Annotated in this window: 21 protein-coding genes and 2 pseudogenes; 8 read left to right on the forward strand and 15 right to left on the reverse strand. The window is 71.5% G+C overall.

Features of this window, described 5'->3' with window-relative positions:
• Positions 1 to 16 precede the first annotated feature (16 nt).
• The 3 genes from dapB (at position 17) to DA075_RS16575 (ending at position 1,991) form a co-directional block, all read left to right on the forward strand.
• Positions 17 to 814, forward strand: coding sequence for a 4-hydroxy-tetrahydrodipicolinate reductase (gene dapB, locus DA075_RS16565; protein WP_099954170.1), 798 nt, complete (start codon positions 17 to 19; stop codon positions 812 to 814).
• 36 nt (positions 815 to 850) lie between these two features.
• Entirely contained in the window at positions 851 to 1,474 is a 624-nt protein-coding gene (locus DA075_RS16570; RefSeq protein WP_099954171.1) for a 2,3-bisphosphoglycerate-dependent phosphoglycerate mutase, read from the forward strand.
• A 172-nt stretch (positions 1,475 to 1,646) separates the two neighbouring features.
• Complete coding sequence (locus DA075_RS16575; RefSeq protein ID WP_099954172.1) at positions 1,647 to 1,991, forward strand: CsbD family protein; 345 nt, start codon at positions 1,647 to 1,649, stop codon at positions 1,989 to 1,991.
• 463 nt (positions 1,992 to 2,454) lie between these two features.
• Here the strand turns inward: DA075_RS16575 and DA075_RS16580 are convergent, their stop codons facing one another.
• From DA075_RS16580 to DA075_RS16595, 4 genes are all read right to left on the reverse strand, one after another.
• Positions 2,455 to 3,288: a YfdX family protein gene (locus DA075_RS16580; RefSeq protein ID WP_099954173.1), complete on the reverse strand. Its 834-nt coding sequence runs from the start codon at positions 3,286 to 3,288 to the stop codon at positions 2,455 to 2,457.
• Between the two features lie 302 nt (positions 3,289 to 3,590).
• Positions 3,591 to 4,376, reverse strand: a complete 786-nt coding sequence (locus tag DA075_RS16585) for a 3-hydroxybutyrate dehydrogenase (protein ID WP_099954174.1) — start codon at positions 4,374 to 4,376, stop codon at positions 3,591 to 3,593.
• Between the two features lie 80 nt (positions 4,377 to 4,456).
• Complete coding sequence (locus DA075_RS16590; RefSeq protein WP_099956636.1) at positions 4,457 to 5,200, reverse strand: acetoacetate decarboxylase; 744 nt, start codon at positions 5,198 to 5,200, stop codon at positions 4,457 to 4,459.
• 27 nt (positions 5,201 to 5,227) lie between these two features.
• Positions 5,228 to 6,394, reverse strand: a complete 1,167-nt coding sequence (locus tag DA075_RS16595; RefSeq protein WP_099954175.1) for a patatin-like phospholipase family protein — start codon at positions 6,392 to 6,394, stop codon at positions 5,228 to 5,230.
• A 300-nt stretch (positions 6,395 to 6,694) separates the two neighbouring features.
• Between DA075_RS16595 and DA075_RS16600 the strand changes: the two genes are divergently transcribed.
• The 3 genes from DA075_RS16600 to DA075_RS16610 all read left to right on the forward strand — a co-directional run bounded on the left by DA075_RS16600 (position 6,695) and on the right by DA075_RS16610 (position 10,032).
• A complete protein-coding gene (locus DA075_RS16600) occupies positions 6,695 to 7,648 on the forward strand; it encodes an acetyl-CoA carboxylase carboxyltransferase subunit alpha (RefSeq protein WP_099954176.1) in 954 nt (317 codons plus the stop codon).
• A gap of 23 nt (positions 7,649 to 7,671) precedes the next feature.
• A complete protein-coding gene (locus DA075_RS16605; RefSeq protein WP_232388026.1) occupies positions 7,672 to 8,367 on the forward strand; it encodes a DUF1796 family putative cysteine peptidase in 696 nt (231 codons plus the stop codon).
• Between the two features lie 150 nt (positions 8,368 to 8,517).
• Positions 8,518 to 10,032, forward strand: a complete 1,515-nt coding sequence (locus DA075_RS16610; protein ID WP_099956637.1) for a L,D-transpeptidase family protein — start codon at positions 8,518 to 8,520, stop codon at positions 10,030 to 10,032.
• An 88-nt stretch (positions 10,033 to 10,120) separates the two neighbouring features.
• On the opposite strand, the gene DA075_RS16615 is transcribed toward DA075_RS16610, so the two are convergent.
• The 8 genes and pseudogenes from DA075_RS16615 to DA075_RS16650 form a co-directional block, all read right to left on the reverse strand.
• Entirely contained in the window at positions 10,121 to 11,053 is a 933-nt protein-coding gene (locus DA075_RS16615; protein WP_099954178.1) for a glutathione S-transferase family protein, read from the reverse strand.
• Between the two features lie 53 nt (positions 11,054 to 11,106).
• Positions 11,107 to 11,538, reverse strand: coding sequence for an ester cyclase (locus DA075_RS16620; protein ID WP_099954179.1), 432 nt, complete (start codon positions 11,536 to 11,538; stop codon positions 11,107 to 11,109).
• Between the two features lie 241 nt (positions 11,539 to 11,779).
• Positions 11,780 to 13,495 (reverse strand): dihydroxy-acid dehydratase, encoded by a 1,716-nt coding sequence (gene ilvD / locus DA075_RS16625; protein WP_099954180.1) that lies wholly within the window; start codon positions 13,493 to 13,495, stop codon positions 11,780 to 11,782.
• 130 nt (positions 13,496 to 13,625) lie between these two features.
• Complete coding sequence (locus DA075_RS16630) at positions 13,626 to 14,000, reverse strand: helix-turn-helix domain-containing protein (RefSeq protein ID WP_099954181.1); 375 nt, start codon at positions 13,998 to 14,000, stop codon at positions 13,626 to 13,628.
• Positions 14,001 to 14,272: 272 nt separating this feature from the next.
• On the reverse strand, positions 14,273 to 15,037 hold the full coding sequence (locus DA075_RS16635) for an alpha/beta fold hydrolase (protein WP_099954182.1): 765 nt from the start codon (positions 15,035 to 15,037) through the stop codon (positions 14,273 to 14,275).
• A gap of 73 nt (positions 15,038 to 15,110) precedes the next feature.
• A complete protein-coding gene (locus tag DA075_RS16640) occupies positions 15,111 to 16,139 on the reverse strand; it encodes a UDP-glucuronic acid decarboxylase family protein (protein WP_099954183.1) in 1,029 nt (342 codons plus the stop codon).
• A gap of 196 nt (positions 16,140 to 16,335) precedes the next feature.
• Positions 16,336 to 17,012: pseudogene (locus DA075_RS16645) on the reverse strand (glycosyltransferase family protein); the annotation flags it as partial.
• A pseudogene (locus tag DA075_RS16650) lies at positions 17,009 to 18,105 on the reverse strand (CgeB family protein). The pseudogenes DA075_RS16645 and DA075_RS16650, both read right to left, overlap by 4 nt.
• A 166-nt stretch (positions 18,106 to 18,271) precedes the next feature.
• Here DA075_RS16650 and DA075_RS16655 point away from each other — a divergent pair.
• Positions 18,272 to 20,284: an SDR family NAD(P)-dependent oxidoreductase gene (locus DA075_RS16655; RefSeq protein WP_099954184.1), complete on the forward strand. Its 2,013-nt coding sequence runs from the start codon at positions 18,272 to 18,274 to the stop codon at positions 20,282 to 20,284.
• Between the two features lie 333 nt (positions 20,285 to 20,617).
• On the opposite strand, the gene DA075_RS16660 is transcribed toward DA075_RS16655, so the two are convergent.
• The 3 genes from DA075_RS16660 to DA075_RS16670 all read right to left on the reverse strand — a co-directional run bounded on the left by DA075_RS16660 (position 20,618) and on the right by DA075_RS16670 (position 24,491).
• Entirely contained in the window at positions 20,618 to 21,667 is a 1,050-nt protein-coding gene (locus tag DA075_RS16660; protein ID WP_099954185.1) for a glycosyltransferase, read from the reverse strand.
• Complete coding sequence (locus tag DA075_RS16665) at positions 21,664 to 23,475, reverse strand: alpha/beta fold hydrolase (RefSeq protein ID WP_123834303.1); 1,812 nt, start codon at positions 23,473 to 23,475, stop codon at positions 21,664 to 21,666. The genes DA075_RS16660 and DA075_RS16665 overlap by 4 nt, the downstream gene beginning before the upstream one ends.
• Before the next feature lie 206 nt (positions 23,476 to 23,681).
• Positions 23,682 to 24,491 (reverse strand): WecB/TagA/CpsF family glycosyltransferase, encoded by an 810-nt coding sequence (locus tag DA075_RS16670; RefSeq protein ID WP_099954187.1) that lies wholly within the window; start codon positions 24,489 to 24,491, stop codon positions 23,682 to 23,684.
• A 358-nt stretch (positions 24,492 to 24,849) separates the two neighbouring features.
• Here DA075_RS16670 and DA075_RS16675 point away from each other — a divergent pair, with 358 nt between their 5' ends.
• Positions 24,850 to 26,211: a lipopolysaccharide biosynthesis protein gene (locus DA075_RS16675; protein WP_164712356.1), complete on the forward strand. Its 1,362-nt coding sequence runs from the start codon at positions 24,850 to 24,852 to the stop codon at positions 26,209 to 26,211.
• The last annotated feature ends 1 nt before the right edge of the window (position 26,212 follow it).

Below are 26,212 nucleotides of genomic sequence, written 5' to 3' on the forward strand. Positions count from 1 at the left end.
TAAAGGAGCGTGACCCATGCGTCTCGTCGTCGTCGGCGCCTCCGGGCGCATGGGGCGGATGCTGATCCAGGCCGTGGCCGGCACCGAGGGCTGCACCCTCTCGGGCGCGATCGAGCGCGAGGGCTCGCCCGCCCTCGGCCAGGATGCCGGCCTGCTCGCCGGGCTGTCGCCGCTGGGCGTCCCGGTCACCGATGATCCGCTGCCGGCCTTCGCCGAGGCCGACGGCGTCCTCGACTTCACGGCCCCGGCCGCCACGGTGTTCTACGCCGAGCTCGCGGCCCAGGCCCGCATCGTCCACGTGGTCGGCACCACCGGCCTGTCGCCGGACGATTTTTCGAAGCTGAAGGCGGCGGCCTTCCACGCCCGCATCGTGCAGTCGGGCAACATGTCGCTCGGCGTGAACCTGCTGGCGGGCCTGGTGCGCAAGGTCGCGGCGACTCTGGGCGACGAGTACGACATCGAGATCCTGGAGATGCACCACCGCCACAAGGTCGACGCGCCCTCCGGCACCGCCCTGCTTCTGGGCGAGGCCGCGGCGCAGGGGCGGGGCGTCGCCCTTGCTGAGCGCAAGGTCGCGGTGCGCGACGGCCATACCGGCCCGCGCGAGCCCGGCACGATCGGCTTTGCGACCCTGCGGGGCGGCAGCGTCGTCGGCGAGCACAGCGTGATCTTCGCGGGCGCCGGCGAGCGCATCGAACTCACCCACCTGGCGAGCGACCGCGGCCTCTTCGCCGCCGGCGCCGTCAAGGCCGCCCTCTGGGCGCAATCGCGCGAGCCCGGCTTCTACGGCATGGACGACGTGCTGGGCCTTTGAACCCTGTTTCCCCCTGACAACGGAGCGACACGCATCATGGAGCGTCTTCTCGTCCTCGCGCGCCACGGCCAGAGCGAGTGGAACCTGAAGAACCTGTTCACCGGCTGGAAGGACCCCGGGCTCACCGCGCTCGGCGTCGAGGAGGCGCGGGCCGCCGGGCGGCGGCTGAAGGCGAAAGGCGTACAGTTCGACGTCGCCTTCACCTCGGACCTCACCCGGGCCCAGCGCACCTGCGCGCTGATCCTGGAGGAGCTCGGCCAGTCCGGCCTGCCGACCTTCGCCGACGCCGCGCTCAACGAGCGCGATTACGGCGACCTCTCGGGCCTCAACAAGGACGATGCCCGCGCCAAGTGGGGCGAGGAGCAGGTCCATGTCTGGCGCCGCTCCTACGACGTGCCCCCGCCCGGCGGCGAGAGCCTGAAGGACACGGTCGCCCGCGTGCTGCCCTACACGATGCGGGAGATCCTGCCCCGCGTGATGCGCGGCGAGCGCGTGCTGGTCGCGGCCCACGGCAACTCGCTCCGCGCCCTCGTGATGGTGCTGGACGGGCTCACCACCGAGACGATCCCCGGCCTCGAACTCCACACCGGCGTGCCGCTGGTCTACCGCCTGAAGGACGACACCACGGTCGCCTCGAAGGAAGTCCTCGACCACGACTGACCGCGCGAGCGTAGCGGCCGCCCTCGCCCCACGGCGTAAGGGCGGCTGCCCGTCGAAACCGGCGCGGGGCCATTGCCGCGCCGCCCATCCGTCCCACCTGTCGTCTCATGGCGCGCGTCCTGGCGCGCTTCTCCGGCGCGCCCCTCGCACGCCCCCGGCAAGGGAGAGACAGATGGTCGACACCGATCGCATCACCGGCGCGGCCCGCGAACTCGGCGGCAAGGCGCAATCGACCCTCGGCGACCTCGCGGGCGACCGCCGCGCGCAGGTCGAGGGCCGCTTCCGCGAGGCGCAAGGCCATGCCGAGCAAGTCGCCGGCGAGGCCCGCGACGCCCTGCGCGACGCCGCCGATACCGCCATCGATTACGCCGAGGACGCCTACGAGCACGGCCGCCAGGCGGCCCGCCACGGCGCCCGGACGGTGACGCATTACGTGGAGGAGACCCCGCTTCTCGCCCTGCTGGTCGCGGGTGCGGTCGGCTACGGGCTCGCGCTGCTGGTGCACGGGCGGCGCTGAAGCCCCCGAGTCACCGCGGCAGCGGCAGCGGCAGCGGCGCGCGGGGCAGCGTGCCGTCGGCGAGCTGCAAGCAGGTGAGCAGGGCGACGCAGGAGGGCGTGCCGCCAATCGCGCTCTCCTGCCGGCAATTGCGCCGGTCCGCGGCCGGGAAGGCCGACCAGTGCCGCCGTAGGGTACGCCGCGCCGCGCGCTCGTCGGACAGGCAGCCGCGATAGCTCGCCGGGGACGCATCGGGCCCGGGCCGCCGTTCGATCGCGCAGGACCTCGCTAACGAGAATGCCGGAAGGCCGGCGCCCGGGGCGGCTTGGCCGTTACGGGCTTGATCAGTGCGCGTCCGGACAGGACCAGCCCGATCGCGACCGGGACCGAGAGCCGGGCGGGGCTCACGACGACCTCCTCATGATAACCTCCCCCCGCGAAGCGGCGGCCCGGGACGGAAGCCCCGGGCCGGCACGCCCTGCGCCTACTTCGTCGCCTTGCCGTCTGTCGCGCCCGCGGCGCCCTGCGGGGCGGGCTTGGCGGCGGCGTGCACGGCGGCCTTCTGCGGCAGGCCGACCGCATCGATCACGTCGAAGCGCATCCCGTCCTCGGCGGTCTTCAGCGCTGCGTTCGCCTCGTAGTACTTGCCCTGGCCGATCAGCGTGGCCGCCTGGTTCACGTCGGCGGTGGTCTTGTCGAGGGGCAGCACCGCCATCACGAAGTTCACGTCGACATGGGCGAGCTTCAGCTTCTCGATCGCACCCTTCTGGTCCCCCTTGGCGAGGCTCTTGTTCGCCTCGTTGACCGCCGAGGCCTTCTCCGGCGTCGCGACGAAATCCTCGCCGAGCGTCATCTGGGCATCGACTGGTACCCAGGCGACCTTGCCGGAAGCCGTCATGTCCTTCGACGTCATGTCCTTGGCGGCCGGCTGCGCCGCCGTCCTGTCCGCCGTGGCCATGTCCTTTGGCGTTGCCATGTCCTTTGGCGCCGCCATATCGGCCGGTGTCCTGAGGTCGGCTTCCGCCTTGGTGAACACGGCGTCGTCCGTTTTCGCCTTGGCGAGCGCGGCCTGCGCCTTGCCGATCAGGCTCTTCGCCTGGGCCGGATCGGCGTCGTAGATCGCGACGCGCGCCAGATGCATGTCGCGGAACGCCTGGGCGCCGTCCTTCGAGAGCTTGCCGACATCCTGGTCGACTGCTCTCTGCGCCGGTGTCTCCTGCATCGCGGCCGGTTTGGCCGCCTGCTCGGCCGCGTAGGCCGCACCGCCGAGGAAGGTGGTGACGACGAGAGCCGCGGCGATGGATTTCCGATAGGCCATGACGATGCCTCCTGTAGAAATCGACTTCGGCAGACTGTTCTGCTCAGGTCGATAGTGTCTCTACATTTCGATAATACATCGAAGAGGCTGGCGTTGCCTGTCTATTACATTAAAAGCCGGTAATCATCGTGGATCAAACGGCACAGTTTCGTTCGGGCATGCATCGACGGTGAGCCATGATCCGTTCCCAAACGAGACAGCGCCCGACCGCCGAGCGGTCGGGCGCGGCGGCCCGCATCGCGTGTGAGCTCTCGCTCCGGGCCGGTCGCGGCGCGACCCGCGCCGGGACCGGGGCCGGCGTGCTACTGCGCCGTCCAGCCCCCATCCACCGACAGGTTGGTGCCGGTGATCTGGCTGGCCGCGTCCGAGCACAGGAACGCCGCGATCGCCGCGACCTGGTCGACGGTGACGAATTCCTTGGTCGGCTGGGCCTTCAGCAGCACTTCCTCGATCACCTGCTCCTTGGTCAGGCCGCGGGCCTTCATGGTGTCGGGGATCTGCGCCTCGACGAGCGGGGTCCAGACGTAGCCCGGCGAGATGCAGTTGACGGTGACCTTGTGGGTGGCGAGCTCCAGGGCCGCGGTCTTGGTCAGGCCGGCGATGCCGTGCTTGGCCGCCACGTAGGCCGACTTGTAGGGTGAGGCGACGAGCGAGTGCGCCGAGGCCGTGTTGATGATCCGGCCCCAGCCCTTCTTCTTCATGCCGGGGATCGCCGCCCGCATGGCGTGGAAGGCCGAGGACAGGTTGATCGCGATGATCTGGTCCCACTTCTCGACCGGGAAGTCCTCGATCGCCGAGACGTACTGGATGCCCGCATTGTTGACCAGGATGTCGACCGCGCCGAACTCCGTCTCGGCGTCCGTCACCATGGCGGCGATCTCGTCGGCCTTCGACATGTCGGCGCCGGAATAGACGGCGCGGACGCCGAACTCGGACTCGATGCCGGCGCGTTCCTTCTCGATCGCCTCCGGCTTGCCGAAGCCGTTGATGACCACGTTGGCGCCGGCTTTGGCCAGGGTCCGGGCGATGGCGAGGCCGATCCCGCTCGTCGAGCCGGTGACGAGGGCGGTCTTGGATTGCAGCGTCATGGGGTTCGTCTCCTCGGGATAGGTTCAGGCCAAGTTCCTTGGGCCAAGTTCCTTGGGCCAAGTTCGTCAGGCCAAGTCCGTCACGCCAGGTAGTCGTGCAGCACGTGGCCGTACGGCAGGGTGAAGTCGACGATCTGGTGGCGGGCGCGCACGATCCGGCGCACCGGCAGGTCGGCGACGCGGCAATTGACGTGCGGGATCAGGTGCAGCCGGGCGTCGCCCTCCCAGGCGCCGTGGACCGTGATGTCCTTCAGGCGGTAGCCGACGAGCTGCGCCACCTTCACGCCGCCATCGACGTCGGGGATCAGCTTCAGGTTGACGTTGAGCTGGCCGATGCCCTCGCGGACCTTGTCGAGCTGGTCCTCCAGGCTGTGGTGCTTGTAGGTCATCGTGCCCATCGCCACCCGCTCCTCGTCGTAGTGCAGGGTGCCGGTGAGCGTGTCCTTCATCACCTTGAGGCGGGGCACGCCGTACTTCTTCGGAAAGCCCCAGATCTCGCGGCCGGCGGTGATCGGCGGCTCGTCGTCGAGATACATCTGGACCGAGTAGTTGCAGGGCTCGCCCTTGTAGCTCGCGACGATGGCGGAGCCGCTCTCCTCGTAATCGCCGAAGCCGGAGGAATCCGGCATCTTCATCCACTCGTAATAGGCGAGGTTGCCGGGCGCCGGCTCGAGCGGCTCGGGCAGCGCGGCGCGGAGCGCCTCGGGATCGGTCTCGTAGGTGATGATGAGGTATTCGCGCCGGATGAACCGGTAGGGCCCGTGCGGGTAGCTCGGACTGAAGGCCGGCATCGAGGGCGCCTTCAGGATCTCGTCGCGGGTCATGCGGCATTCCTTCTTCTGCAACATGAATCAGTCCCGCGCGTCGCGGGTGAGGTCGAACACGCTCACGCCCTCCTCGGGCCGGCAGCGCTCGATCCAGCGGCGGTGGCGCAGCGAGCGGCGCACGTCGTTGCGTCCCGCCTTCCAGTGCTCCAGCATCGTGGTGCGCGAGAACTCGTAGTCCTTGGCGTCGCTCTCGTAATTCTTGGCGCGGTAGATCAGCTGCAGGATCGTCACCGCGTTCTGGTGGCTGACCTCCGACAGGAAGGCGACGTCCGGATCCTGGCGCAGCTCGGGCGGCAGCTTGTCGAACAGGCGCCGGAAGGCGGTCTTCGCCTTGTGGATCTCGATCTGGTCGTCGGTGTTGAGCCGCGTGCGGCTGGAGAAGCGGATGTCCTTCTCGCGCTCGGCCGCCTCGGACAGGGTGCGGGGCACCGGGCCCCGGGCGCTGAACAGGTCGACCTGGAACACCGCGAGGTCGCGCAACCGCTCCTCGTCGAGCACGTATTGCAGCGGCGTGTTCGAGACGATGCCGCCGTCCCAGTATTGCTCGCCGTCGATCTCCACCGGCGGGAAGCCCGGCGGAAGCGCCCCCGAGGCCATGATGTGCTCAGGCGCGATCCGCTCGTGGCGGTTGTCGAAATAGATGAAGTTGCCGGTGCGGATATTGACCGCGCCGACGCTGAGCCGCGTCTCGCAAGCGTTGATCCGGTCGAAGTCGATCAGCTCCAGGAGAGTCTGCCGCAACGGGGCGGTGTCGTAGTAGCTGAGCGCCTGGGGGGCGCCGGCCGGGTAGAGAGTGGCCGGCGGCCAGCGCGGCGCGAAGAAGCCCGGCACCCCGACCGTCGCCCCGAAGGCGGCGCTCCAGGCGTTGAACGCCTCGCGCACCTGCTCGCCGGGCCACCACGGCGAGACGGTGATGGCGGAGGAGACTTTTTCCCAGAACGTCCGCAGCCGCTCGACCCGGCGCTCGGGCGGGTTGCCGGCGATGAGCGCGGCGTTGATCGCCCCGATCGAGATGCCGGCGACCCAGTCGGGCGAGAGCGCGGCCTCCTGCATCGCCTCGGCGACGCCGGCCTGGTAGGAGCCGAGCGCGCCGCCGCCCTGCAGCACCAGCACCCGGCACTCGTCGCCCGCTTCGCGGCCCTCCGCCTCGTCACGGTCGGCCTTGCGCCCCGCCTGATCCCGCTCGTCCATGTGGCCTCCGCTGGCCGCCGCGCGAATCTCGGCGGTTAGATGATGCTGCACTGCCGCGAGACAAGCCTGGCGCCGGCCTGCGTCATGCGTTGGCTGCGCGGGCCGGCCCCTTGTCCGGCCCCTTGTGTCGACACGGGCCGGCCATGCGGCCGGCCCTCCGGGTTGACACGGGCCGGCCCCTCCGCCAAGCCTCCGCGCCGCCCGGCCCCGGGAGGGCCGCCCGTGCCCGCAGGATTTCTCAAGGCCCCGGCTCCCCGCCAAAGCCCCCCGCCACGCCGGCCCGACACAGCACAGGTTCCGATGCGCTCCTACCTCGACTTCGAAAAGCCCGTCGCCGAGCTCGAGGCGAAGCTCGAGGAGCTGAAGGCCCTCGGCGACCGCGACGGCGCGGTGGCGATCAGCGAGGACGTGGCGCGGTTGGAGGCCAAGGCGGCGGCGGCGCTCGCCGAACTCTATGCCGGCCTCACCCCGTGGCAGAAGACCCAGGTGGCCCGCCATCCCCAGCGGCCGCACTTCGTCGATTACTGCGCCGGGCTGATCGAGGAGTTCCAGCCGCTCGCCGGCGACCGCGCCTTCGGCGAGGACGAGGCGGTGGTCGGCGGCTTCGGGCGCTTCCGCGGCCGGCCGGTCTGCGTCATCGGCCAGGAGAAGGGCGCCAACACCGAGGCCCGCATCCGGCACAATTTCGGCATGGCCAAGCCCGAGGGCTATCGCAAGGCGGTGCGCCTGATGGGGCTCGCCGGCCGCTTCGGCCTGCCGGTGCTCACCTTCGTCGACACGGCCGGCGCCTATCCGGGCATCGAGGCGGAGGAGCGCGGCCAGGCCGAGGCCATCGCCCGCTCGACGGAGGCCTGCCTCGGCCTGCCGACCCCCAACGTCACGGTGGTGATCGGGGAAGGCGGCTCGGGCGGCGCCATCGCGCTCGCCACCGCCAACACGGTCCTGATGCTGGAGCACGCGATCTACAGCGTGATCTCGCCGGAGGGCGCCGCCTCGATCCTGTGGCGCGATGCCGGCCGGGCCCAGGACGCCGCCACGGCGATGAAGATCACCGCCCAGGACCTCCTGCGCCTCGGCGTGATCGACGGCATCGTCCCCGAGCCCACCGGCGGCGCCCATCGCGACGGGCAGGCGGCGATCCGCGCCACCGGCGAGGCGATCGCGAGCGCCCTGGAGCCGCTGTCGGGCCTCGACGCCGAGTCCCTCCGCGACCGGCGGGCGCAGAAATTCCTCGAGATCGGTCGCGCCCTGTGACGGGGGGAGGCGCGCGGGCAGGCTTGTCCGCGCATCTCAGGCAGTACTGGACCCGCCTCGGCCGATCGCGCGAGCCCGGACGGGACAATCACGTCTCCCTCGGCGGCCACTGCCATATGGCCCAGATCCTCAAGGAGACGGGCCTGCGGACGTGGTCGGGCCCGTTCGACTGGATCTTCTCGAGCCCCGGCATGGTGCGGGACTGCCTCGAGACCGATTTCGCCCGGCTCCTCGACCCGGACGAGTACCAGCCCGTCCCGCCCGCCGAGCGCCTCGGCCCGACCATCACGCGCTGCCGGCATCGCTACTACCGCGACGTCCATGCGGTTCCGTGCGTCTTCAACCACCACGATCCCGCGACCTCGGCGGACGATTACCGGTTCCTGCAGGAGGGCGTGCGGCGCCTGCGCACCGTCCTCGCCGACCCGGCCGCCAGAAACCGCCACTACCTGCTCACCACGGTCCCGACGACGACCGAGGATCTCCTGGCGATCAGCGATCACCTGTCGCGATTGCCCTCCTGCAACCGCCTGGTGGTGCTGCGGGTGACGGCGGGAGCCGACCAGCCGCGGACGGACCGGGCCGATCTCGGCCGGCCGGACCTCGTCATCCACGACATTCACACCCGGTCGCCGTCGCTCGGCCTTCGTTTCGCCGAACAAGGCGACGATGTCTTCGTCGCCGACCTCGTCAGGACCGCGGGACTCATCGACCTGTAAGCGTTCGTTTTGGACCGGCCCGCGTGACCTTGACCGTTCTTGCGGTAAGAGGCGGGTAAGTTTAACGAAGCTATGGGGTTGGGGAGACCGGTCCGCGGCGTCAGTGTGCCGGCGGTCCGATGGCGAGAAGGTGGGGATCCCATGGTGCGTCTGGCGATGCGTCCGATGCTGGCGGCGAGCGGGCTCGTCGTCGCCTTGTCCCTCGGGGCGTGCCAGGATGCCGGCTTCTCCGCCGCCGGCTCGGCCCGGGCCCGCGAGCCGATCCCGCAAAAGACCGTCGCCCTGATGGCGTCGAAGGCCATGTCGCCCCGCGACCCGATCCTGATCCGCGCCTTCAAGAAGGAATCGGAGATGGAGGTGTGGAAGCGCGGGGCCGACGGTCAGTACGCGCTGCTCAAGACCTTCCCGATCTGCCGCTGGTCGGGCCAGCTCGGGCCGAAGGTGCGCGAGGGCGACCGGCAGGCACCCGAGGGATTCTATCCCATCTCGGTGGGCCAGATGAACCCGAACTCGTCCTACTACCTCTCCTTCGACACCGGCTACCCCAACGCCTTCGACCGGGCCAACGGCCGCACCGGCAGCTACCTGATGGTGCACGGCACCTGCTCCTCGGCCGGCTGCTTCGCCATGACCGACGAGGCGATCGCCGAGATCTACGCCATCGCCCGCGAGGCCTTCGCCGGCGGGCAGCGGGCGTTCCAGTTCCAGTCCTATCCGTTCCGGATGACGGCGCAGAACCTCGCCAAGTTCCGCAACGACCCCAACATCGGCTTCTGGCGGAACCTCAAGGAAGGCTCGGATTATTTCGAGGCCCTGCACGAGGAGCCGCGGGTCGGCGTCTGCGGCAACCGCTACGTGTTCGGCGGCTCGGACGCTGCGGCGGGCGCCTGCAACCCGAAGGTCGATCCCCTCGTCGTCGCCAAGCGCGAGAAGGACGAGGTCGAGGTGGCCGAACTCGTCGCCAAGGGCACCGCGGCGACCCGCCTGGTCTACCAGGATGGCGGCCAGCACCCGTTCTTCCGCGAGAGCGCGCCGAGCACCCAGCTCTTCGCCGAGCAGGCGCAGCCGCGGCCGAACCTGGGCACCGTCAGCCGGCCCGAGGCCCTGGCCGCGGCGCCGGAGGAGATCACCATCGAGCCGAAGGTGAAGCCGACCCTGCTCGCCAAGATCGATCCCAAGCACGACAAGGCCAAGCACGGGGCGAAGCCCACCGCCCTCGCCTTCGCGGCCCCGGCGACGAACCCGGCCCCGATCCCGACCCGCGAGGCGGCCGCGGCCGCCCCGGCGGCGCCGATCACGGTGGCGAGCGCCGACGGCGACACCTCCTCCTACCGCAAGCTCCTCGGCAACCTGTTCGGCGGCGCTCCGGCGGCGCCCCCGGTCGCGCCCGCCGCCCTGCCGGCGGCCGACACCGCTCCGGTCGCGGCGATCTCCCCGGCCGCGCCCCTGCCGAAGAAGGTCACCGCCCGGCTCCACCCGACCGCCCACGCGACCGCGACGGCCAAGGTCGACGGGCTCAACCCGGCGACCGCCAAGAAGGCCGAGGCCAAGCCGGCCGACGCCAAGCCTGCGGAGGCCAAGCCGGCCGAGAAGGCGCCGGAAACCGGCAAGCGTACCGAAGGCCAGGCCCGCAACCGCGTCGCGACCTCCCAGCCGGCGAACTGACGCGCCCGCCCACCGCTTCCGACGTGTCGGGAACACGCCGCATCGTCCCGGGGCCGCGAGAGCGGCCCGGGACACCATCGCCGACGGATCAGACCTTCGTCACGACGAACCCGGCGCGCGGGAAGTGCAGGTGCAGCGCCCCGGCCTGCGGATCGTCGCGGCGGATGACGATCCCGCCTGCATCCACGGCGACGAGGCGGCCCTCGACCGGCACGCGGGCGAAATCGTCCGGCGTCACCGTCACGGCGTCGCCGGGAGCCGCCGCGACGAGGTCCGGCACCGTGTTGACGGCCTCGACCGGCGCCGGCTCGGCGTTCCGCGCGGCCTCAAGGGCCGCCTCGGCGCTCATTCCTTGCGGCCGGCCCTGGCCGATTCCCGCGACCCGCTCGATCCAGCCGCGGATGGGCTGAAGCCCGAGCAGCCGGTCGACCGCCCCTGCCCGCTCGCCGCCGCGCATCAGCCAGAGCAGGTGATAATGCGCCAGGTCCGCCGCCCCGGCCCTTTCTCCGCCGAGGAAGCGGCGGCCGTCCGACAGCGCCTGAGTGAGCCATGCGGTCCAGGCCGCGACCCGCTGGGCGTTGCGGGCGAAGTCCGGCTCCATCGCGGCGTGGCTGATGTCGACGTAGAGGTAATCGTCCTTGCGGTCGCGCAGGAAGGCCTCCGGCAGGTCGCCGGCAAAATGCACCGTGATCCCGATGACCGCGAGCCACAGGTCCCGTTCGAGGCCGTAGGTCAGGCCCTCGGTCAGAGCGGGGCCCAAGGTCGGATACAGGCTGGGCTCCGGTGCCAGACGCTCCAGGGCGGGCAGGATCGCGTGGGTGTCGCAGTAGATGTCGGCCCCGACCTGCAGCACCGGGATGCGCCGGTAGCCGCCGGCGAGCGGATCGAGGAGCGGGCGCGGCGGCATCATCGCCACCTCGACTGAGCCCCAATCGAGCCCTTTCAGCCCCAGGGCGAGGCGGACCTTCTCGGCATAGGGCGAGAAGGCGTAGTGGTGCAGGATGATCTGCGGCGCGGCCATGCGGAATCTCCCAGCTCGGGGTTGAGGACGTCAAGTCTCGCGGACTTCAGGTCTCACGCCGGAAGGGCGCCGACCTGCTTCAGGAGGCCGAGATTGTCGAGGAGCGCCCAATGCTCGACCAGGCGCCCGTCGACGATGCGGAACAGGTCCATCACCGCGATGTCGACGGTGCGGCCGCTCGCGGGCAGCCCCATCAGGTCGCCGGTATGACGGCCCTGGAAGCGCAGCCGGACCAGCACTCGGTCGCCCTCGGCGATCACCTCCTCGATCGGCAGCTTCATCCCGGTGACGCCGCCATGCAGCACCTCGCCGAGCCGGCGCACGCCCTCGGGGCCGCGCACCGCGAAATCCAGGCCGGGATCGTGGCGCACGAACTCGGGCGCGATGTGCCGCTGCCACCACGCCTCGTCCCGGTCGAGGAAGGCGGTGAAATAGGCGCGGGCGAGATCCTTGTTGGCATCGGTCGGATTGGCATCGATCGACATGGCGTCCTCCCTGGATGCGCGATCCCTCTCCGGGGTGCGCGATGGTCATGATTTATTTGCGCACAACCGATTAACTTGCGATCCGTTCCGACGGAACGCAGAGGCATTCGAGCAAAGGTGCGGGCCTCCCCTCCTCTCTCCGCGGACAGCCCTGCCGCCCGCGGAGAGAGGAGGATCCTGCGCCTCATCCGGCGATGCGTGACTCCGCAAGGCGTTCGTGCGGCGATGACGTCGCGGTCGTTCAGCCCTCCTCCCGCCCCGCCCAATCGGTGACCGCGCCCCGCGAGGCATTCGCCACGAGCCGCGCGTACTTCGCCAGCACCCCGCGCGTATAGGCGGGCCGCGGCGCCGGGCGCTCGGCGAGGCGCCGCGCGATCTCTTCGTCGGAGAGCGCCACGTCGAGGCGCCGGCCATCGACGTCGATCGTCACCGCGTCGCCGTCCCGGAGGGCCGCGATCGGACCGCCCTCGAACGCTTCCGGCACGACGTGGCCGATGACGAAGCCGCGGGTCGCGCCGGAGAAGCGGCCATCGGTCATCAGCGCCACGTGCTCGCCGAGGCCGGATCCCTGGAGCGCGCCGGTGACGAGCTGCATCTCGCGCATCCCGGGCCCGCCGCGGGGTCCCTCGTTGCGCAGGACCATCACGTCGTTGGGGACGATCGTGCCGTCCTTGATCGCCGCGAAGGCGTCCTCCTCGCGCTCGAACACGCGGGCGGGGCCGCGGTGCAGGCGCTTGGTCTGGCCGGAGATCTTCATCACCGCGCCGCCCGGCGCCAGGTTGCCGCGCAGGATGACGAGGCCCCCCTCGCTCTTGAGCGGATCGTCGGCGGAGCGGATCACCGTCTGCCCTTCGGGCTCGGGCGCCCGGGCGATCTCGTCGCCGAGGCTCCGGCCCGTCACGGTCCGGGCCTCCGGGTGCAACAGCCCGGCGGCCATCAGGCGCTTGCCGACCACCGCCATCCCGCCTGCCGCATGCATCTCCGGTGCCGTATAGCGGCCCCAGGGGCGCAGGTCGGCAAGGACCGGGGTGCGGCGCGAGATGCGGTCGAAATCGTCGAGGTCGAGGGGGATGCCGAAATCCCAGGCGGTGGCGAGGAGATGCAGCACCGCGTTGCTGGAGCCGCCGGTCGCCATCACGCCGGTGATCGCGTTCTCGAAGCTCTCGCGGGTCACGATCGCCCGCGGGGTCGTCCCGTTGCGGACGAGATCCACGGCGAGGCGGCCGCAGGCGAGCGCGGCCGCTTCCTTGTCGGCGTGGACGGCCGGGATGTCGTTCGTGCCCATCGGTGAGATGCCGAGCATCTGGTAGGCGGTCGCCATGGTGTTGGCGGTGAACTGGCCGCCGCAGGCGCCCGCCCCCGGGCAGGCATGGTCCTCGACGTCGCGAAGCTCGTCGTCCGTGATCCGCCCGGCATTGTAGGCGCCGACCGCCTCGTAGACATCCTGGACCGTCAGGTTGCGGCCGGAGAACAGGCCGCCCTCATGCTTGCAGCGGCCGGCCGCGATCGAGCCGCCATAGAGCATCGTGCCGGGGATGTTCAGCCGCCCGAGCACCATCGCCATGGCGGGAATGGTCTTGTCGCAGCCCGAGATGGTGACGATGCCGTCGAACATGTGCCCGCGGGCGACGAGCTCGACCGAATCGGCGATCACCTCGCGGCTGACGAGCGAGGTCTTCATGCCCTCGGTGCCGGTGGTGATGGCGTCGTTGATCGCCACCGTGTTGACCTCGAGCGGCGTGCCGCCGGCCTCGCGCACGCCTTGCGCCACCAGGGCGGCGAGGTCCCGGTGGTTCCAGTTGCACGGCATCGTGCCGATCCAGCAATGCGCGATGCCGATCTGCGGCCGCGCCAGGCTCTCGTCGGTCTCGCCGATCGCCTTCATCATCGAGCGGGCCACTGCCCGGTCCGGTCCCTCGTAGAGGCGCCGGCTGTTGTGCCGCGGATCTGCCGCCATGGTCCCCTCCCCCGCACGGGGCCCTCGGCGTCGTCGCGCCCGGTATCCCGTGTCGTCGGGGAGTTATGGCCCGCCCCGGCGGCCCGGTCGATGGTCGGGGCCGTCCCGAGCGGCAGGTCCGCGCGCGTCCTTACCCTTGCGCCACCTCGCGCCCCTTGGCGAGGGCGATGGTGCCGTCGTCGAGGGCGACGAAGCGGATCCCGGCGCGGCGGAGCGCCGCGACGGCGCCGTGGTGGGAGCGGGTCACGTGCGAGCGGATCCTGCCCGCCTCCGCGTCCGCCTCGAGGCGCCGCACCGTCGACAGCGGCAGGCCGCTCGCCCGCGCCAGGTCCTCCCGCGACCAGTCGAGCAGGCCGCGGGCGGCCCGCAGGTGGTGCCCGCGCAAGGCCTGCACGAGCCCGCGGCGGAGGGGACCGGCCGCCGGCGGCGACGGCGCCTGGATCGGGGACATCAGGCAATTCCAGCCCGTGATCCGGCCGGCCTCGTCGCGGACCGGCGCCGACACGACCCGGAACCGCAGCGGACCGAGATTGCCCGGTTGGAAGAGCGGCCTCGCCTGGAACAGGGTGCCCTCGCCGTGATGGTGGATGGCGCGGGCGCGGAACTCGGCCCGCTCCGCCGCGGCGACGTCCAGGAACGGGTCGGCGTTGAGTTCCGCCAGCGAGCGTCCGATCCGGGTGGCCGCCTCGGGCGGGAAGTCGAGGCGCAGGGATCGGCAACAAATGTTAGTTCTTGTGCCGCCTCACGGTTTTCCGCGACGTGCTCCGGCCCGGCGCGTCAGGGCCGGCCGTCCAGGAACTCCAGCACTCCGGCCTTGTGCACCTTGTCGCCGACCGCGAGGTTGTGGTCGCGGTTGGGAATGTCGAGGGCCTTCGCCTCCGGGATCAGGGCTGCGAGGGCCGCGCCCGACCCCGCCACGGTGTCGGTGGTGCCGACCGCGACGAGGACCGGGACCTCGATCTGCGCGACCTCCGCCCGCGACAGGGTCTGGCGCGAGCCGCGCATGCAGGCGGCCAGCGCCCTGAGGTCGCTGCCGGTCTGCTCGGCGAAGACGCGGAACATCCGCGCCGTCGGATCGGAGATCTCGTCGCGGGACGGGGCCTCCATCGCCTCCGAGATGCCGGCCGGCAGCCCCCTCCCCTCGACGAGGTGGATGCCCAAGCCCCCGAGGAGGGCCGAGCGGACGCGGCCGGGATGGGCGAGCGCCAGGAAGGCGGTGATCCGCGCGCCCATCGAGTAGCCCATCACGTCGGCGCGGGGGATGTCGAGGTGGTCGAGGAGCCGGCGGGCATCCTCGGCCATCAGGTCGGAGCCGTAGGCCTCCGGCTCGTAGAGCTTGCCGCTGCGGCCGTGGCCGCGATTGTCGAGGGCGATCACCCGCCGCCCGGCCCCGGTCAGGCTGCGCACCCAGGAGGTGTTGACCCAGTTGACGGCGTGGTTCGAGGCGAAGCCGTGGATCAGCAGGATCGGCTCGCCCGCGCCCTCCTTCGGGGCGACGTCGATGAAGGCGATCGGAACGCCGTCCGAGTCGAAGGTCTGCATGGCAAGGGCTCCCGCGCGAGGTCGGAGCCGGCTTTATCCAGGGCCGGCCCGGCCCGCAACGCGGGAGGGCGCGTCAGGCCACCGCCGCCGCCGGCACGTCGAGCCCCGGTCGCGCGACGGCGCGCGGGCCGTCCTCGGCCTCGTCGGCGAACCACATCACGGTGGCGTGCAGGCCCTGCTCCAGCGGCACGCGCGGGGCCCAGCCCAGGATCTCGGCGGCGCGGGTGATGTCGGGCCGGCGCCGGCGCGGATCGTCGACCGGGAGCGGATGGTTCACCACCGCCGAGGGCGAATCCGTCATGGCCAGCACCCGGCGCACCAGGTCCGACACCGTCAGCTCGACCGGGTTGCCGAGATTGACCGCGCCGATGTCGCACGCCTCCGCCTCGTGCTCCATCAGGCGCCAGAGGCCGTCGATCAGATCGTCGACGTAGCAGAACGAGCGGGTCTGGCTGCCGTCGCCGTAGACCGTGATGTCGTCGCCGGCCAGCGCCTGGCAGATCACGTTCGAGACCACCCGGCCGTCATCGGCGCGCATCCGCGGCCCGTAGGTGTTGAAGATCCGCGCCACCCGCACGGCGACGCGGCCGGCCCTGGCGTAATCGGCGCAGAGCGTCTCGGCCGCCCGCTTGCCCTCGTCGTAGCAGGCGCGGGGACCCGTCGGGTTCACGCGGCCCCAGTAGCCCTCCTGCTGCGGGTGCATCTCCGGGTCGCCGTAGATCTCCGAGGTCGAGGCCTGGAGCAGGCGCGCGCCGGATTCCTCGGCGGCCAGCAGCAGGTGGCGGGTGCCGAGCACGCTGGTGAGCAGCGTGTGCTCCGGGTCGGCCTGGTAATGCGGCGGCGAGGCCGGGCAGGCGAGGTTGTAGATCCGGGCGAAGCGCTGGCGCCGCAGACGGGCCGGCAGGGGCTGGACCACGTCGTGGGTGACGAGGTCGAAGCGCGGCTCGCGCTCGAGGTGACGCAGGTTGCGCCGGCGGCCGGTGCCGAAATGGTCGAGGCCGACGACCTCGTGCCCCTCGGCCAGCAATCGATCGCACAGGTGAGACCCCAGGAACCCTGCCCCGCCGGCGACCAGGACGAGCGTGCTCTCGGGGTGTCTCATGCGGTCGCTCCTCTTCCGGCCTGGCTGGGCGGAACCCTGCGGAACCACCCAGGGCGCCCTTTCGGCACCTCACGAATCCGGGATCTTTGTTCCCGGCGCCGCACCCGCACAGAATGCGTCGCTCCCGCGCCCCTTTGTGATACAGGGTGTCAGTACTTTAGGGCGCGGCGCGGATGCAGCCAGTCCCCGCTTCCTACAGCACGGTGTCGAGCCCGTCCCAGGAATCCGAGATCAGCGGCGTGCCGCAGGCGGCCTCGAACAGGCGCATGCTCGGGCTGTAGCCGGCGGCGATCATGTCGGCGCGGGTGACGTTCAGCGTGTCGCGGCTGGCGGCGTAGAAGGCCGGGTGGTCGGCCGGGCCGACATGGTCGAGGCGCACGACGTTCGCCGGCCAGTCGATCCCCTCGGGATATTGCGGCCCGGCGACCGCGAAGGTCAGGTGCGGCGCCCGGCGGGTCGGCTCGATCAGGAGCCGCTCGAGGGTTGGCTGCCGGTCGGGGCTGTAGGTGCCGAGATAGCTGAGATCGTAGCGCAAGCCGCCGCCCCGAGGCGCGCCATGCTCCGGGTCGCCATCGCGCCGGCCGCGACCCCGTCCGGCACGTAGGGGCCGACCATCAAGGCGTCGGCCGCCTCCAGCCGCGGTGTCAGGTCGGCGAGCGCGGCCAGATCCCGGTAGAGCACGAGGTCGCCATAGCCGGGATCCGCGAGGTCGCGGTGGGCGGCGTACCAGGGCACGTCGCGTTCCAGGAAGGTGATCCGGTGGCCGCGGGCGGCGAAGGCGCGCAGCCGCGCCCGGTAGGTGGTGGCGTGGCCGTTGCCCCAGGACGAGGACAGGCTCAGGCCGAGGACCACGAGGTCGAGGGGCCGGCTCACGCGGGCGCTCCCCGGCGGGCGGCGAGCGCCCGGCGCAGCAGCCGGTCGACCTCGGCGCCCCGGCGCGCATAGATGTGCTGGCCAAGGATGCGCCGGCGCGCGGCCTCCCCGATCGCCCGGGCTCGTTCCGCCGTCAGCGCCTCGACATGGGCGGCGACGTCCCGGCCGTCGCGGGCGACCAGCACCTCGGTCCCCTCGGCGAGGAACATCTCCAGGCCGGTCCAGGCATCGGTGATCAGGCAGGCACCGGCGCCGGCGGCCTCGAACACCCGGGTCGCCGGCGACCAGCCGGTGGCCGCCATCGAATCGCGGGCGATGTTGAGCACGGCCCGGGGCGAAGTGTCGAAGGCGTTGTGGTCCGCCGTCGGCACGTGGCCGATGCGGCGCACGTTCCCAGGGAGCGCCCGCCACTCCCAGCCGTTGCCCCCGGTGAGGAAGCGCCGCTCGGGAAGGCTCGCGGCGGGATTGAGGAAGAATTCCTCGACCCGCGCCTCCCGGTCCGGCAGCTGGTTGCCCAGGAAGGCGAGATCGGCGGAAAACCGCGTTTCCGCCGGCACGGGGTGGCGGGTGTCGGGATCCAGCGCGTCGTAGATCGGCACGCAGGCCTGAGCCCCGAAAACCCCCGATAGGCCTCCACCACCGGCAGCCCACCGCCATAGGTCAGCACGAGGTCGAGACCCGGCAGGACGCGCCGCAGCGGAGGATTGGGGGACGCGCCGATCTCGGCCAGCGTCGCCGGCGCGTCGACGTCCCAGAACAGCCGCACCGCGTCCGGCCGGGCGGTCCGGCTCAGGCCTTCGAGCAGGTGGTCGTCGAGGACGCCGACCCCGGGGGCCTTCACCACCACGTCGGCCTGCGCCGCCTCGGCGATCACGCCCCGCGCCGCCTCCTCGGTGGCGGGGTAGACGACCGCCCGCGCCCAGTCCGGCGGGTCGATGCCGCGGTGCCGCTGGCGCTCGAAGGCGTCCGGCTCGTAGAAGGTCGTCTGCCAGGCCCGGCCGGCGAGGTCGCGGATCAGGCCGCGATATTAGGTGGCGGCACCGTTCCAGCAGGCGGAGAGCAGGCTGGAGCCGTGCAAGGCGAGGCTGGGCATGCGACGCGGGGGTCTCCCTCTCGGCACCGCGCTCCCGCGATGTCCCCTGACTGTATGCCCCGATGGCGGAGCGGCGGCGTTTGGCAAATCCCGCCGCCTGAAGAGGCCGGAGGGCCGCCCGCGTTGACACCGCGGAAAGCCCGGCCGATACCGCGCCCGGCTCCCGATGCGCAGACAGATTCTCAAGACCGCGACGATCATCGTCCACGACCTCGTGGCGACGGCCCTCGCCGTGCTCCTCACCTTCGTGATCCGGTTCGACGGGCCTCTGCTCGCCGAGCGGCTCGCCCATCTGCCGGTGCTGCTGCCGCCCTTCGTGGCCTGCGCCGGCCTGGTCTATCGTGCCTTCGGGCTCTACCGGACCAAGTGGCGCTTCGCCTCGCTGCCGGACCTCGCCAACATCGTCCGGGCGGTGGCTGTCCTCACGCTGCTGCTCCTGGTGGTCGACTACGTGCTGGTCTCGCCGGTGCTGTTCGGCATCTACTTCTTCGGCAAGATCGCCATCGGTCTCTACTTCGTCCTGCAGATTTTCCTGCTTGGCGGGCCGCGGCTGGCGTTCCGCTACCTGAAATACAGCCGCTCGCGCCAGAGTGCCGCCCGCGCCGCCAGCACGCCGACGCTGCTGATCGGGCGGGGCCACGACATCGAGGTGGTGCTGCGGGCGATCGAATCGGGCGCGGTGCGCAAGCTCGACCCGAAGGGCATCCTGTCGCCCCGGGCCGAGGAGCAGGGCCAGACCATGCGCGGCGTGCCGGTGCTCGGGGCCGTCTCCGACCTGGAGGAGGTGGTGGCCGGCCTGAGCCAGCGCGGCGTGCCGATCCGCCGCCTCGTCGCCACGCCGAGCGCGCTCGCCCCCGAGGCCGAGCCCGAGGCGCTGATCGCGCGGGCGCGCCGCCTCGGCCTGCCCCTCGCCCGGGTGACGAGCCTCGGCGACGCGGGACGGGGGGCGGAGCTCGCCCCGATCGAGATCGAGGACCTGCTCCTGCGCCCGACGGTCGCCATCGACCGGCCGCGGCTCGAGCACTTCCTGACCGGGCGGCGGGTCGTGGTCACGGGGGGCGGCGGCTCGATCGGCTCGGAGATCTGCGCCCGGGCGGTGGCCTTCGGGGCGAGCGCCGTGCTGGTGCTGGAGAGTTCCGAGCCCGCCCTGCACGGGGTGCTGAGCCGCCCCGGGCTCTCCGGCCATGCGGGCGTGAGCGGCGTCATCGCCGACATCCGCGACCGCGACCGGTTGTTCCGCGTGCTCAAGGAGTTCCGGCCCGACTACGTGTTCCACGCCGCGGCGCTGAAGCAGGTGCCCTACCTGGAGCGGGACTGGAGCGAGGGCATCAAGACCAACGTCTTCGGCTCGGTCAACGTCGCGGACGCGACGCTGGCGGCCGGCGCCAAGGCGCTGGTGATGATCTCGACCGACAAGGCGATCGAGCCGGTGTCGCAGCTCGGCGTCACCAAGCGCTTCGCCGAGATGTACGCCCAGGCCCTCGATGCCGGCCGCCAAGATGCCGGCCGCCAAGCCGCCGGTCGCCAAGCTGCCGGCCGCCAAGCCGCCGACCGCCAAGCTGCCGATCGCCAAGCCGACGAGACCCGTCTCGTCGCGGTGCGCTTCGGCAACGTGCTGGGCTCGGTCGGCTCGGTGGTGCCGGTGTTCAAGGCGCAGATCGCCCGCGGCGGTCCGGTCACGCTCACCCATCCCGACATGGTGCGCTACTTCATGACGGTGCGCGAGGCCGCCGACCTCGTGCTCACCGCCGCCTCCCATGCCGACCGCGAGGCCCGCGATCCGGGGGCCGGCGACCAGCGCGCCGCCGTCTACGTGCTCAAGATGGGCCAGCCGGTGCGCATCCGCGACCTCGCCGAGCGGATGATCCGCCTGGCCGGCTTCGAGCCCGGCGAGGATATCGACGTGGTCGTCACCGGCGCCCGCCCGGGCGAGCGCCTGAACGAGATTCTTTTTGCCCGCGACGAGCCGATGGTGAACCTCGCCGGCATCGATGGCGTGATGGCGGCGAAACCCGTCTTCGCCGACCGCGCCCAGCTCGCCGCCTGGCTCGACCGCCTCGCGGCGGCGGTCGCGGCGGACGACCGGGCGGCGGCGGACCGGGTGTTCGGGGAGGCGATCCCGGATTTCCTGCATCGGGCGGAGGCCGCCGGCGAGGCTGCCCTCTCCCGCGCGGGATAAGGCGGTACCGATAAGGGGAGCGAGCCTTGCCATCGCCCGATCGCGGTGAGCGGCATGCGTCGCCCGGCGCCGGCCTGCGACGTCTCCCGGCTGCCGGGGAGCGAAGTCCCGTGCGGGATCGAGATGTGGCACGGCCTGGGCCGCGCCGTCGGCGGCCGGGCTCCGACTCGGGGGATCGGGGGCAATCCCGCCGGAAGACCGGCCGCCACTCACGATGCCCGGGACCGTGCTCCGGTTGCGCCGGCCTCATACCCTTGCGCCTTCGCATCAGCGCCGATGCCCGTTCGGGCTTAGCCGCGCCTTCGAGCGCGTCCGTTCGAAGGCGCGGCGGTATCACTCCAGGCCGTACAGCGCGAGGTGCCGCTCGGCGATGCTCGGCCAGGCGCGCGCCCGCAAGGCCTCCGGATCACGGCCGCCGACGGCTGCCCGGTGACCCTCCGCCGAGACGAGGCTGCGGATGGCCGCCACGCTCGCCTCGATCGAGACATGAGGCACCGTCGAGGCCCTGAGCCAGTCCGGAGTCTTGGCCGAGTGCGTGGTGACGACCGCCACGCCGTGCTCCAGGCACGCGAGGGCCGATCCGCGCTTCTCGCTCACCCCGTCGGGGAATGGCAGGAGGGCGACGCGCGCCCGGGACAGTTCGTCCGAGACCTGCTCCGGCTCGGCATTGAGGACCAGCCGGAGGCCGAGCCGGTCGGCCCGCGCGGCCACGTCCCGGAAGACCGGGCAATCGGGGCCGGACGGCGACCCGATGACCGCGATGGCGAGCCTCTCGCCCTCGGCGCGAAGCCGTTCCGATACCGCCAGGAACGCCTCGAGGCCCTTGTCCGGGCCGATCTGGCCGAAATAGACGAGCGTCGGCTCGCGCGCCTCGGACGGGACCCCGGGCCGGCCGACCGCAATGTTCGAGCCGATCGGCACCACCAGCGTGCGGCAGCGGCGGACCGGGAAGAACGCCTCGAAGGCGCGCCGCTCGAACTCGTTCGAGAAGATCACCGTGGCCCGCGACAGCGCGTAGGTCAGGAAGTAGCATTTCCTGATCCGGTTGAAGATCGTGAATTCGTGCAGGGTCAGGTAGAGGCGGCCGCCGCCGATCAGGACCGGGGCGAGGGCTACGGCCGGCGACTTGCCGAGGTTCATCGACGGGTACTGCACGTGCACGACCGAGCGCCGGCGGCCGACGCCCTGCCGCCAGACGCGCAGCAATCCCCGGAAGGACCAGGTCGGCAGGCGTTCCACCCTGACGTCGAGGCCGCGCTCGCCGATGATCGCCCGCAGCTTCTCCGTGTAATCGGAGACGCCGCAACGCGCCCCCGGCTTCGCCGTCACGACGAGGGTCGCGCGCGGGGCTTCCCGCCCGCCGGCGGTGCCGATCCCGCTCATGCCCTCACCGCCGCGACGGAGGCCGGGTGGGAGTCGGACGGATCCGGGACCTCGCGCGCCCGGCTCGCCTGGCCGGCTTCGTGTTCCGGGCTCCGGGTGCGCCGCGCGTCCTCGACGGCCTCCCTCACGATCGCGAAGAGCCGCTCCTGGTCGGCGGCCTTGCTCAGGTTGTGGTCCACCCCGTCCAGGATGGTGACCGGAGCGCCGAGCTTGCGCGCGATCGCCTCGTGCGACGTGCCGAGATTGGCGGCGAGCGCGGCGACGCCCCGATCACCCTCGCTGTAGACCGCATGGATCCGTGCGCCCCGGCGACGCAGCCGCGCCACGCGCCGGGCGACCGTCTGCCCGCCCGGGGCGAGGCCCGGGATGCGCGCCGTCCAGGCCGTGAGGCGGGCCCGGGCGTCGCGCCCGACCGCCCGCAGGATCTTGCCGAAGCGCAGCTCGCCGTTGAGGATCCGACGCCAGAGCTCGCCCTGCCGCGCCCGCTCGGCGTAGCCCACCTCCCCGCGGAAGGAATCGCGGATCATCGTCTCGATGTCGGTGCCGGGCTCCACGTCGAAGCAGTGCAGGTTGACCAGGATCGCCGCGGACAGGCGCTCGTCCTGGCAGATCGTCTGGAAGGCCAGGAAGGCCCCGCTGCAGGCGCCGAGGACCACGCAGGGCGTGTGCTGCCGGGCCTCGAGATGGTTCAGCGCAGCCTGGACGTCGGCGACCGCATCCAAGGCGTAGAGCGGCAGGGATCCGTCCGGGCGCTCGGCGCTGTCGCCGATGCCGCGCAGGTCGAAGCGGAACGAGGCGATGCCGGACGCGGCCAGCCGCCGGCTGAGCTGCGCCGTCTGCCGGCCGTGCCCGGCCCGCGGGTTGCGCCCGGAATTGACCATCAGCACGGTGCCGCCGCTCCACGGCCCGCGCGGCCGGCACAGGATGCCGACGAGGCCAGGGCCGAAGCGCGACACCTCCTCCTGCCATGTCGCGTCGGCGAGCCGGCAGGGCGACACGGGGAGGGGCGAGGGCGAGGGTGCGACGGGCGCGGGCGCCTGCGCCACGGCGAAGTCGCGCACGGCCGCGAAGGTCTGGTCGGGGGTGCGTGAGAAGAGCGGCTCGGAGACCAGCTGGTTCAAACCGGGGAACGGCCCGGTCTCGACGGTGCTCCCGAACGCCCGGTAGCGCTCGGCCAGGGCCTCGACCTTGGGCCCGAGCATCAGGATATGGGTCGCCGGAGCGCTCTCCGACGCCATCAGGTCGATCCGCGCGAGGTCGGCGAGGGTCTGCGGGCCGAGGGTGAAGCTGCCGACCATCAGCGAGTCGGGTTCCTGCGGCATCGGCGTGCGGTCGGGCATCACGTCGATGAGCCGCGACTGCATCGCCATCTCGCGGCGATAGGCCTTGCCGGTGGTGAACGGCGCCAGCATCGCCAGCCGGTCGATCCTCTCGCCGGCCAACGCCGCGAGGGTCGCGCCGAGGCGCAGACCCACCACCACGATCTCGTCCGCCCCCGCCTGCTCGCGCAGGAAGGCGATGCCCGCCCGGATCGCATCGAGCGCCGCCGGGATCTCGGGACCGGCCGGGTCGCGCGAATCGCCCTGGCCCGGATAGTCGAAGCGCAGGGTCGGGCAGCCGGCGCCGGCGATCGTCGCGGCGAGGGCGCGCCAGGAGCGATAGGCGCACCATTGCTCGAACCCGAAGGTTCCGCACAGGAGCACGCCGCGCCGGCGCGCGCCCGGGCTGTACCAGCCGAACGCATCGCCGAGCACGACCGGGACCGGTTCTGCCGCGATGGGCATTTTGCCCGCGTCGTCGGTCAGCATCTTGACCATCCCCCTTCCTATCCGCCGAGCAGCACCCGGTTCCGTTGCTTTCGTCGATTGTTCTAGGTCTTCAAGTTTGCCGAATTGTCTACGACGAGCCTCTCCCGCTGACAGCGGCTACGCTGTCGCGCTCGCGATGTCGCGCGCTGCCCCGGGTGTTTGTTCGTGCCGCCTCGTTGGAGACGGGGCTCCGGCTCAGCTCCGGCTCACGAGCGGGCGACGCGGACCGGGCGGCTGCGCGCCAGGCTCGCCAGCCGCAGGCGGAGAATCATGGCCAGGAAGACCACGACATCGACGGTGTAGCGCCGTCCGAGGCGGCGCGGCTCGCGCAGGAGACGGAACAGCCACTCGAGCCGAACGAAGCGGAACGCTGCAGGCGCGCGGACCGACGCGCCGGCCGTGTAGTCGAGGAGCGCCCCGACCCCCATCAGCACGCGCGCGTCGATCCGGTGCGCGTGCTCGGCGATGAAGGTCTCCTGGCCCGGATTGCCGAGGGCGACGAGCAGGATGTCCGGCGAGGCGGCGTTGATCTCGGCGAGCACCGCCCCGGTCTCCTCGGCCGGGAAGTAGCCGTCGCGCGCGCCGACGACCCGGTGCTGGGGATGGAGCAGCGCCAGGTTGCGTGCCGCCGCCTCGGCGATGCCGGGCCTGGCCCCGAGCAGGAACAGGGTGCGCGGCGCCGTCTCGGCGGCCAGGAAGGCCGGGATCAGGTCGGTGCCGTTGAGGTTCTGGCGGAAGAAGCGGCCGCGGAACAGGGCCGAGCAGAGATCGATGCCGAGCCCGTCGCTGACCAGCAGGAAGCCGCGCAGGGACGCGGCATAGGCCGGCGTACAGAGCGCCTTGAGCAGCATGTTGGCGTTGCAGAAGCCGAGGCACAGCTGCGTGCGGCGGTCGAGGGCGCCGCGCAGGCGGTCAAACAGCTCGTCGCGGGTGAGATCGCTGACGCTGACGCCTTCGAGCTCGAGGCGGTCGACGCTCGCGGCTCCGGGCGCCATGTCGAGGGCGCGGTCAGGCATGGGACGCTTCCGATCGGGGTTGCTGTGATCCGAGTCGAGGCAAGACCATCGTCGGGATCGGTAAAGAATTACCGGCCGGTCCCGCCCCGCGCAAAGTGAATGCAGCTTCCCCCAAACGAGATGCAGTCTTAATTCAGCGCAGGGTTAACGACAGATTGGATAAATGCCGACAAGCCGTCATCGAGGGCGCGGTGAATGGCTAAGCTTGTCGTCTGAGGCCTCACACGACGATGATGTTGCGGCTTCCGTGGCGTCTGCGGGAGATCGCGTTAAAGTCCCGATAGGGGATGGCTGCTACGCCGGGACCCGGAGCGGTGGGCGCTCAGACCCCGCACCCCATCGAGAGGCGACGGACACGATGCTGACACTCGTCGCGCGGCTGCGCCGATCGGCCCGCTCGCAGCAATTCGCCTCGGCCTTCGTCGCCCGGATCGCCAGCGCCGTGCTCGGCTTCGTGATGCTGCTCGTCGCAAGCCGGCTGCTCACCACCTACGAGTACGGCGTCTACGTCTTCCTGTTCACGTTCGGCAGCGGGCTCGGGCTGATCGTGGCGCTCGGCCAGCAGAACCTGGTGCTGAAGCATTACCGCGCACGCGACGGCCTCGCGCCGCACAACGACGCGCTGGTGCGCTACAATCTCGGCTGGCTCACGGTCGCGATCCTGCTGATGCTGGCCTTGAGCGCGGTGGTCTTCGTCGCCGAGGACGCCCTGCCCGATCCCTACCGCCGGCTCCACCTCGCCTGCGCATTCGCGGCGGTGTTCGCCCTCTCCGAATACCTGCAGAGCTACTTCCGCGTCCATGGCCGGATCTGGCTCGCCCTGCTGCCGCGGGAGGTGGTCTGGCGCGGCGCCTGCTCGGTGCTGCTCTGCGGCGCCTCGCTTGCCGGCCTCCTCAGCGGCGCCACCGTCGCGATGGAGATCGTGCTGGGGCTGCTGCTCGCGATGACGCTCTACCAGATCCGCCACCTCGCCGGGCTTCACGGCTGGGATTCCTGGCGCGGGGGCTTGCGCCATCCGGACAAGGCGCCGGCCTGGCGCGGCGAGAGCCTGCTGTTTACCGCCAACAACGTGATCGTGGCCGCGGCGGCCTTCCTGGAGACCGTGATCGTCGGGGCGGCTCTCGGCATGGAAGAGGCGGCATTCTACTTCGTGGCCCTGCGCTACGCCATGCTGGTCAACCTGCCGAGCGCGGCGATCGACACCGTCAGCCTGCCGATGATCGCGAGCCACTTCCAGGTCCGCGACCGGGAGGGGGCGCAGCGCCTGATCGGCCGGCTGTCGCTCGCGAGCTTCGCGATCTCGTCGGCGGGTGCCGTGGTGATGGCGGTCGGCGCGCCCTTCGCGCTCGGCCTCTTCAAGCCGGATTTCTCCGCCCATACCGACGTGCTGATGGTGCTCAGCCTGTCGTCGGTGGTGGGCGCCTTCTTCGGTCCGGGCCCCTCGCTCCTGACGATCGGCGGCGGCGAGCGCTACATCCTGATCAGCAACGCGGTCCTGTTCTCGGCCTATGCGGTCCTGCTCTGCCTCGTGGCGGTGCCGTTCGGCATCCTCGGCGTCGCAGTGGCGAATGTCGGCTGGACGATCGTCATCAACCTGGTGCTCGCCCGCTGGGTGCGGGCGAACTGGGACGTCGACAGCCGCGCGACCGCCTTCTTCACCCGCCGGGCCTGGCTCCCGGGCCAACCCCTCCCCTCAGCTCCCGCGCACGCGGCGGAATGAG

This window comes from Methylobacterium currus, assembly GCF_003058325.1.
GTDB classification, from domain to species: domain Bacteria; phylum Pseudomonadota; class Alphaproteobacteria; order Rhizobiales; family Beijerinckiaceae; genus Methylobacterium; species Methylobacterium currus.